This window comes from Kitasatospora sp. NPDC001539, from assembly GCF_040298565.1.
In the GTDB taxonomy this organism is placed as follows: Bacteria; Actinomycetota; Actinomycetes; order Streptomycetales; family Streptomycetaceae; genus Kitasatospora.
Genome location: NZ_JBEPAK010000405.1, coordinates 1 through 3,784, shown reverse-complemented (window position 1 = coordinate 3,784; position 3,784 = coordinate 1). Strand labels below are relative to the sequence as shown.

Genomic DNA, 3,784 nt, shown 5'->3' with positions numbered 1-3,784 from the left:
TGGGGTGTCTGGTTTACAGTCGTGTGCTGTACCCTTCGGCGTTCCGGGTCCCCGGGGCCGGGCCCTAACCGCGGGTGGGGAGGGGCGTGGTGATGTGGTCGCGCCGCTCGTTCGGAACTTCCGGGAGGGACTTCCGAGAAGTGCTGTCAGTAACGCGTGCTGACGGTCACTCCGCTGAAGTCGGTGTTGGCGTACAGGCTGATGTACCGGTAGCCGGCGGTGGTGTTGGTGACGGTGAGCATCTGGGCGGTTCCGGGGTTGGTGGAGGAGGCGGTGTACGCGCTGGGGGAGGCCCAGGTGTCAGGGTTGTAGTAGAGCGAGGCGTTTCCGGTGCCGCCGGAGGTGGAGACCTTCAGGGTGGTGGTGCCGGCCGGCAGGTAGACGTAGAAGTAGTCGAGAGCGCCGGCGGTGCGGGCCTGGTTCGGGCGGGAGCAGTTCTGGCCGAGCGCGTCGGTGCGCGGGTCGGTGCAGGTCGGCAGCGTGCCGCCGGTGGTGACGGTCACCGAGGACGGGGTGCTGGCGCTCCTGCCGGCGCTGTCGGTGACGGTCAGCGCGACGGTGTAGGTGCCGGGGGCGGCGTAGGTGTGGACCGGGTTCCGCTCGTCGGAGCTGGTGCCGTCACCGAAGGTCCAGTGCCAGGAGGACAGCGAAGCCGGGGAGTTGCTCTCGACGGACTTGTCGGTGAGGGTGACGGTCGCGCCGTCGACGGACTGGCCGAACAGGGCGGTGGGACCGTCGGCGTAGCAGGCGCCGGCCGCGCAGGTGTTCAGCCAGGCGTCGAAGTCGGCGTCGTAGGAGGTGCCGAGGTCGTTGTAGACGGCGTAGCCGCCCTGGTAGTCGCCGGTGCGGAAGTGGCCGAGCATGGCGCGGACGTCGGCGGGGTGCTTCTCGATCATGTACCGCACGGCCAGGTAGCCCCACGGGTAGGTGCGCACCGTGTCCGAGTTGGCGTAGGTGTTCTGGAAGACGGTGCTGAGCTTGTACCGGTGGGTGGCGGCCTCGGTCATCGCCTGGGTGTCGGTGGTGCCGCGGTAGGCGTAGGACTCGTACTCGGCGACGCCCTCGATCCACCAGATGTCCGGGACGGAGGTCTCGGTGGTGAAGGTGCCCTTCATGTCGTAGATGTTGTCGAGGTAGTGGGTGTACTCGTGGTTGAGGTTCCACACGTTCGCGGGGAAGCCGTCGTTCCACGACTTCCGGTACATCACCGACACGGGCTGGTTCGCCGGGTCGGTGACGTCCATGATGGTCTCGCCGCCGTTGTCGGTGGAGTTGCCGTAGATCGCCCAGGAGTAGGTCTTGTAGTCGTCCTGGTTGGAGAAGACGGCGAGGGTGAGGGTCTTGCCGTACTGGCCGGGGATGGGGCCGTTGTCCTGGACGAGCTTGTGGAAGAAGCCGTCCTCGCCGCGCAGGCTCGCGCAGACGGTGGCCAGGTCCGCCGGTGAGAGGGCCTCGGCGCGGATGGTGCGGTTGTCGCAGACCAGGGTGGCCGGCAGGACGGCGGCGGTGAGCTTGCCCGGCAGGTCGCAGGTGCCGTAGTAGGAGCACTGCGCCTTGTCGTACTGGTTGGCGTTGTACGCGGTGTACACGTACAGCTTGCCGACGGCGCCGGAGATCGGGGTGGTGTCCAGCACCTGCTTGACCAGCGGCTTGGCGAAGGCCTCGATGCTGCCGCCGTCACCGGCGGTGCGGGCGAGGTCGTTGCCCGCGTTGACGTCCAGGAACGCGTTCGCGGTGGTGAGCAGGTCCTTGTGGTTCTGCGCGAAGGCCGCCAGCGTGGTGGTGACGCTCGGGTCGGCGGTGACGGCGCTGACGTAGGCGGGGTTCCAGTTGGCCCGCCACAGCGGAGCCCACAGCACGGCGTTGACGGCGCCGACCATCTTCGGGAACGCGTTGTAGCTGTTGTCGTAGCTGTTCAGCACCTGCTTGTAGACGTTCAGGTACTGGGCCTGGAGGTCGGCGCTGTCGGTGAGGATCAGCACCTCGGAGAGGACGGAGCCGTTGGCGTCGCTGACGTCCGTCCGGTGCGGGCTCGCCAGGAAGGCGTCGAGGCCGGCCTTGACGGCCGAGGTCAGCGTGGCGTCGTACGGGCCGACGGCGCTCGCGTTGTTGGACTGGACGTAGTAGCCGGCCCGCAGGAAGAGCACGAGCTGCAGCACGTTGGTCGTGTTGTCGCCGGTGTAGTTCGCCGCCTGGGCGCGGAAGGCGTTGGCCACGGTGAGCATCTGCGACTGCTTGAAGATCCTGCCCGCGTCGGTCCCGGTGACGTTGTACAGCGTCTTGACGCAGTCGGTGGTCGAGCCCTGGACGAAGGAGACCAGGTCGGCGCCGCTGCGGGAGCCGAAGTCGGCGGGGGTGCAGCTGGCGGCGGCGGGGGCCTGGGCGGCGAGGGAATGGGGGGCCGCCGGTGCGGCGCCCTGGTCGGGGGCGGTCTGGACGGCGGTGCCTGCGGGCTGGAGCGCGTGGCCGAGCAGGGCCGGCGGCAGTGGCGCGGCGGGGCGGCCCATCTCCTCCGAGGAGGCGGGGGCGGCGATCTCGGCGCCGAACGGCGTGGGAGCGGAGGCTGCCTGGACCGGCGTGGCCGGGGAGTGCCCCGCCGTGGCCGGAGCCGCGACGGTCACCGCTGACGCGGCGAGTGCGGGGGTGGGGAGCAGGGCGGCGGAGCCGGCGAGGGCGGCGGCCACCAGGAGCGGAAGGGATTGGCGCAGACGCACTGCGGTGTCCTTGTCCTGAGGGGGGAGGCGACGGGGCGTCAGCCGTGAGGGGGAGGGGGAATCGGCGTGCGACCTGTCACCGGAATCAGGGTCAGAACAATGTCACAGGTTATATGTCATAGCAAGGGTGTGCGCAGCGCCCCCACGGCGGGCTTCATCGGTATGTCATCGACCGGTGCGACGGTCGTCCGGTGACCTCGGCCGACCGCGGACCGCAACCGAGAGCGGGCGCGCGGGCCGACTGCGTGGGGAGGACCAACATGCGAGGACGAAGGATCGCGGCCGCCACCGCCGGACTGCTGCTGACGGTCGGACTGACCGCGGCGCAGGGGGCCACCGCCCAGGCGGCCACCACCAGGGTGACCGCTCCGTGCGAGGGCACCTACACGATCGTCGTCGGGGGCACCGGCAGCTCCTGGAACAACGACGGCTTCTACGGCAACATCCAGCAGCACGTCGGGTACCCGACCCAGATCCCCAACGGCGCGAGCGCCCGTGCGGGCGTCAACGAGCTGAACCGGCTGGTCCGCGACCAGCGGGCCGCCTGCCCCTGGCAGCACGTCAAGATGGCCGGCTACTCGCTGGGGGCCGGGGTGGTGCACACCTGGGTGACCGAGAACTGGCAGACCTTCGACAACGTCAACGCCATCCTCGTCGCGGACCCCAAGCGCCAGGGCCCGCCCGGTGCCAACGGCGGCTCCGTGCCGTTCGGCGGCATCGTGGGCGCTCCGCTCGCCGGCGCCGACCGGTTCTTCGGCAACGTGCCCGTCAAGACGATCTGTCACTGGGACTACGTCTGCGACGAGTCCGCCGGGATCTGGACCTACCCGAACAACCACGTCCGGAACTACCCCGAGGACTTCAACATGGACCACCACAACGACAGCGCCAACGAGCAGTGGTACAACGGCGCCTGGTACCCGGCGTCCTGGTGACCGCGCGCCGGGTCCCTGCGGGCCCGGCCTCCTTCACGACCCGCCGGCGACCGGCCGCTCCGGTGGGCGGCGGGTGGGTGCCCCTGTGGGGCCCGGTGGGACTGTCGCCGCGGGGGTGCCGGGGCTGGGGTGGGT

General features: G+C 70.0%; 2 protein-coding genes. One reads left to right on the top strand and one right to left on the bottom strand.

The features are described from left to right. Positions 1-146: 146 nt before the first annotated feature. A complete protein-coding gene (locus ABT247_RS32480) occupies positions 147-2,714 on the bottom strand; it encodes a collagenase (RefSeq protein WP_350750001.1) in 2,568 nt (855 codons plus the stop codon). 260 nt (positions 2,715-2,974) lie between these two features. Between ABT247_RS32480 and ABT247_RS32475 the strand changes: the two genes are divergently transcribed. Continuing rightward, entirely contained in the window at positions 2,975-3,649 is a 675-nt protein-coding gene (locus tag ABT247_RS32475; RefSeq protein WP_350749998.1) for a cutinase family protein, read from the top strand. The last annotated feature ends 135 nt before the right edge of the window (positions 3,650-3,784 follow it).